The following is a 713-nucleotide window of genomic DNA, read 5'->3' on the forward strand; positions in this document are numbered from 1 at the left end:
TACTGGGTGCTCGGCACACTCATGCTCGGCATCGCGGTGGTCCTGCAGCTGGTCAGCATCACGTTCGCGCCCCTGATCGTCGTGCAGCCGCTGGGTGCCGTGGCGTTGGTCATCACGACGTGGTTCTCGTCGCGGTCGTCGGGTGTGCCGCTCGGTCGTCGTGCGCGGCGGGCCGTGTGGACGTGCATCATCGGTGTCGGCATCTTCGTCGGGATCGCGGCGTTCGTCGGGCACGAGAGCGCGATCACCCGCCAGCAGCTCGTCACCGTGCTGGTGATCCTGGCCGTCGTGCTGGTGCTCGTGCTGGTGTCGTTCCGCCTGGTGGCCAAGCGTCGCAGCGCGCTGTACTACATCGTCGGGGCCGGGGTGCTCTACGGGTTCGTGGCGACACTGGCCAAGGTCGTGCTGAACCGGTTCGTGAACGGCACCTTCGACTGGCTGACCGTGCTCGCGATCGCCGGCGTGGTCGTGGCGGCGTCGCTCGGCGGGTACTTCGTGCAGAACGCGTACTCGAGCGGTTCTGCCGACCTCGTGATCGCGGGGCTGACGGTGATCGATCCGATCGTCGCGGTCGGCATCGGCGTCATCGTGCTCGGCGAGGCCTCGGGGGCGCCGTTGTTCGCGGTGGCTGGGTTCGTGGTCGCCGCGGGCATCGCCATCACCGGGGTGTTCCTGCTCGCCAAGCACCACCCGCAGACCCGGGCCTGACGCCG

1 protein-coding gene is annotated in these 713 nt (G+C 68.9%); it reads left to right on the forward strand.

The window, feature by feature from the left end:
- Nucleotides 1–708, forward strand: a 708-nt coding sequence (locus DEJ35_RS16920) for a multidrug DMT transporter permease (RefSeq protein WP_111193210.1), incomplete at its 5' end; no start/stop codon positions are given.
- Between the last annotated feature and the right edge of the window lie 5 nt (nt 709–713).

It is taken from the genome of Curtobacterium sp. MCPF17_051, assembly GCF_003234595.1.
GTDB lineage: Bacteria > Actinomycetota > Actinomycetes > Actinomycetales > Microbacteriaceae > Curtobacterium > Curtobacterium flaccumfaciens.